Origin of the sequence: Rubrobacter taiwanensis (genome assembly GCF_004337705.1) — a bacterium.
GTDB classification, from domain to species: domain Bacteria; phylum Actinomycetota; class Rubrobacteria; order Rubrobacterales; family Rubrobacteraceae; genus Rubrobacter_C; species Rubrobacter_C taiwanensis.
The window spans coordinates 1-3,749 of sequence record NZ_SKBU01000032.1; the positions used below are offsets into that span (position 1 = coordinate 1).

Genomic DNA, 3,749 nt, shown 5'->3' on the forward strand with positions numbered 1-3,749 from the left:
AGATGCGCACCATGCCGGGGCTTTCGGCCTCACCTGCTGCCCAGAGCATAGACATAGACGATGACGGCCAGATCGTGGGGCTCTTTTAAGGATGAGTGGAGCAGAAACCCCGAGAAGAGCCTCTGCCGCCGTGGAGGAGTATCTGGATCTCCCGCTGGGGCGCTTTCTGGAGCTCGTCGCGTCCCGCCGGCCCGCTCCGGGCGGCGGTTCGGTCGCTGCCGCCGTGGTGGCTGCGGCTGCGGGGCTCGCCGGCATGACCGCCCGCCTCTCCTCCGGGCATCTCGATGCGGCTCCAGATCTCTCCGGGGAGGCCGACCGGCTCAGAGAAGAAGCAGCTCCGCTGGTACGGGCCGATGCCGAGGCCTACGGCCGGGTGCTTGAGGCACGGCGCTCCCGGGAGGGCGTGCATGAGGCGCTCTCCGAAGCCGCCGAGGTGCCGCTTCAGATAGCCGGGGTAGGGGCTCGGGTCGCCCGGCTCGCCGCCCGGCTCGCTGGCGAGGGCAACCCCAACCTCAAAGGAGATGCGATAGCCGCTGTGCTGCTGGCCGAGGCCGCAACGAGCGCTGCTGCGGAGCTGGTGAGGATAAACGAGCCGGAGGGAGAGCGGGTGCGGCAGGCGGGGCGGTTCGCCCGCGCCGCCGCCGAGGCGCGCAGGACGGTGACAGGAGACCGGTAGGTTGGGGGCGCACCTCATAGACGGAAGAACGCTGGCCGGGGAGCTCAAAGATCGGGTGGCCTCGGAGGCGAGGGAGCTGGCCGCAGAGGGGGTAAGGCCGGGGCTCGCCACCGTGCTCGTGGGAGAAGATTACGCTGCGCGGGTCTACGAGCGGCGGGTGGGCAGTTTGGCAGGGGAGCTGGGCTGCCGGTATGTAAGCGAGCGGCTCCCTCGGGATGCCGGGGAGGCGGACGTGCTCGCCGTGGTGGGCAAGCTCAACGCCGATCCGAGAGTCTCGGGCATCCTCGTTCTGCGGCCGCTCCCGCAGCAGGTCTCAGAGCCTGCGGTCTTCAGGATGCTTAACCCGCTAAAGGACATAGAAGCGGTCCATCCCGTAAACGCGGGGCTGCTCGCCCTGGGGAGGGCCCGCTACGTGCCCTCCACGCCGGCGGCATGCTTCTATCTGCTGGACCGCTACCTGGAAAACTCCGGGCGCGAGCCCCGGGCATTCTACCCCCGCAGCACGCTGGTCGTGGTCGGGCGTTCGAACAACGTCGGGAAACCGGCCATCTCTTTAGGCTTCGCCCGCAACGCCACCGTGATCTCCTGCGACGTAAACACCTACAGGGCGGGGAGGCTGCGCGAGCACACCCTGAGGGCCGACGTTCTCATCGTGGCGGCGGGCGTGCCGAATCTCATAGACGGAAGCTACGTAAGAGAGGGGGTGATCGTCATAGATGTGGGGATAAACCCGGTTGAGGACCGCTCCGGCGGCGGGACGAAGCTGGTGGGCGACCTTGACTTCCGGAGCGTCGCCGGGAAGGCGGAGGCCCTCACCCCGGTTCCGGGCGGCGTCGGTCCGGTGACCGACGTGTGGCTGCTCAGAAACACCGTCTCTGCGGCACGCCGCTCCCTCGCTCCCGGGCGGGAAAGCGCGGTCGGGTGCCCGTCTGCCTCCGGTATATCCGGCGGGTATGAGAGGCTATTCAATTAGTATTGGCGCCGGTGGGCGGGCCGTTGTAGTTTTGTAAGCCGGGCGTGGGGTATGCGATTCCACTACTATCAGGAGGAGGTTGTCGAGAACCATGAGCCGTAAGAGTCTTGAGGATCTGCTGCAGAGCGCGGACGGTCCGGTAGAGCTTCTGCGCAACGCGCAGATAGGGCCGTATGCGTTTCCGGGGGTTCCCGAGTTTACCAACTGGAGGGATGAACAGCGGGCCTGGCGGGAGACCTGCGTCCTCTTCGACCAATCTTACCACATGACCGACCTCTACATAGAGGGCCCCGACGTCATAAGGCTGCTCTCCGACCTGGGGATAAACAGCTTCGAGGGCTTCGCGCCCGACAAAGCCAAGCAGTTCGTCGCCTGCAACCACGAAGGGTATGTGATCGGGGACGCGATCCTCTTCTACCTGGAAGAGAACAGGGTCAGCCTCGTGGGGCGTCCGACCGCTCACAACTGGGTGCAGTACCACGCGGAGAGCGGGGACTACGACGTAACGGTGGAGCGGGACGAGCGGTACGCCGTCAATCCCGCCCGGCGCAGGAAGCTCTACCGGTATCAGGTTCAGGGGCCTAACGCTACCGAACTTCTGGAGAAGCTGAACGGCGGGCCTCTGCCCGAGATACCGTTCTTCAACATGGGCGAGATCACCATCGCCGGGCGCAAGGTCCGCGCCCTGGGACACGGAATGGCCGGACAGCCCGGACTGGAGATCTTCGGCCCCTGGGAGGAGCGCGACGAGGTACGCAGCGCCATAGTGGAGGCCGGCCGGGACTACGGGCTGCGGCAGGTGGGCTCCCGGACCTACGCCACCAACACGCTGGAGTCCGGCTGGATCCCCTCTCCCTGTCCGGCCGTCTACACCGGGGAGAAGATGAAACCCTACAGGGAGTGGCTGCCCGCGGACGGGTACGAAGGCATGGCCTCGCTCGGGGGGAGCTTCTACTCGGAGGACATAACCGACTACTACTTCACGCCCTACGACCTCGGCTACGGCCGGTTTGTCAGGTTCGACCACGACTTCGTAGGCAGGGAAGCGCTGGAGGAGATGTCCGGAAACCCCGGCCGGAAGAAGGTGACGCTGGTGTGGAACGGGGAAGACGTGACCCGCGTCTTCGCCACCCTCTTCCGGGAGGAGGGAGATCCCGCCAAGTACATCGACCTGCCGCTCTCCAACTACGCAACCCTGCCCTACGACGCGGTGCTGAAGAACGGCTCGGTAATAGGTGTCTCGACCTATACCGGCTACAGCTATAACGAACGGGCCATGCTCTCGCTGGCGGTCGTGGACGCCGAGCACAGCGAGCCCGGCACCGAGGTGGCGCTTCTGTGGGGCGAGGAACCCAACACCACGAAGCCGACGGTCGAGCGTCACGTGCAGACCGAGCTCCGGGCCACCGTGGCGCCCGCGCCCATCTCCGAGTTTGCGCGCACCGCATACCGGACCCGTACGATCTAGCAGACCGGAAGACGCCGCACGCCCCCTGCCCCGGAGCTCCGGGGCAGGGGGCGGCACCGGCCCGTGTTATACAGGGTGGGTATGTCTGAGAAACCTAATTCGTATTTGCGCTATAGCACGCGCGAAATCACAATGATGGGTGAGGGGGGATGGAGGAGCGGGGCAGACGCTTGCCGGTATTGAGGAGGAGTCTATGAGGGCTGAAGGGCATCTGGGCAAGAAGAGGAGGGGGATCGCGCGGCGGGAATTCCTGAGGCTGGCCGGGGGCGGGCTCGCCGGGGCGGCACTCTTGGGAATTACGGGCTGTGGGGGAGACGGCGCGGGCACTCAGGGGGGAGAGGGTGAGCCCATCAGGATCGGGGCTCTGCTGACCCTCTCCGGGCCGTACACCCCTCTGGGGGAGAGCATCCGGGAGGGGATGGAGCTCTTCCTGGATCTGAACGACCGGCAGATCGCCGGGCGGGAGGTCGAGGTGCGCTACGAGGACAGCGAGGGGGATCCTCAGGTGGCGTTGCGCCTCTACCGGCAGCTTGTGGGCCGGGATGGGGTGGACTTCCTCATAGGGCCTGTGATCTCCTCTGAGGCGCTGGCTCTGGTTGAGCGTCTGGAGCGGGATGGGGTGATCCTGATCA

At 66.3% G+C, this 3,749-nt stretch carries 5 protein-coding genes; all 5 read left to right on the plus strand.

The features are described 5' to 3' along the window. On the plus strand, nucleotides 1–89 hold an 89-nt coding region (locus tag E0L93_RS16670), incomplete at its 5' end, for a formate--tetrahydrofolate ligase (RefSeq protein WP_132688798.1). 41 nt (nucleotides 90–130) lie between these two features. Then, nucleotides 131–676, plus strand: a complete 546-nt coding sequence (locus tag E0L93_RS14165; RefSeq protein ID WP_243638249.1) for a cyclodeaminase/cyclohydrolase family protein — start codon at nucleotides 131–133, stop codon at nucleotides 674–676. A 1-nt stretch (nucleotide 677) separates the two neighbouring features. Next, a complete protein-coding gene (locus E0L93_RS14170) occupies nucleotides 678–1,649 on the plus strand; it encodes a bifunctional 5,10-methylenetetrahydrofolate dehydrogenase/5,10-methenyltetrahydrofolate cyclohydrolase (RefSeq protein WP_132692739.1) in 972 nt (323 codons plus the stop codon). Nucleotides 1,650–1,740: 91 nt separating this feature from the next. Next, complete coding sequence (gene ligM, locus E0L93_RS14175; RefSeq protein ID WP_132692740.1) at nucleotides 1,741–3,117, plus strand: vanillate/3-O-methylgallate O-demethylase; 1,377 nt, start codon at nucleotides 1,741–1,743, stop codon at nucleotides 3,115–3,117. Nucleotides 3,118–3,310: 193 nt separating this feature from the next. After that, on the plus strand, nucleotides 3,311–3,749 hold a 439-nt coding region (locus E0L93_RS14180), incomplete at its 3' end, for an ABC transporter substrate-binding protein (RefSeq protein WP_165874389.1).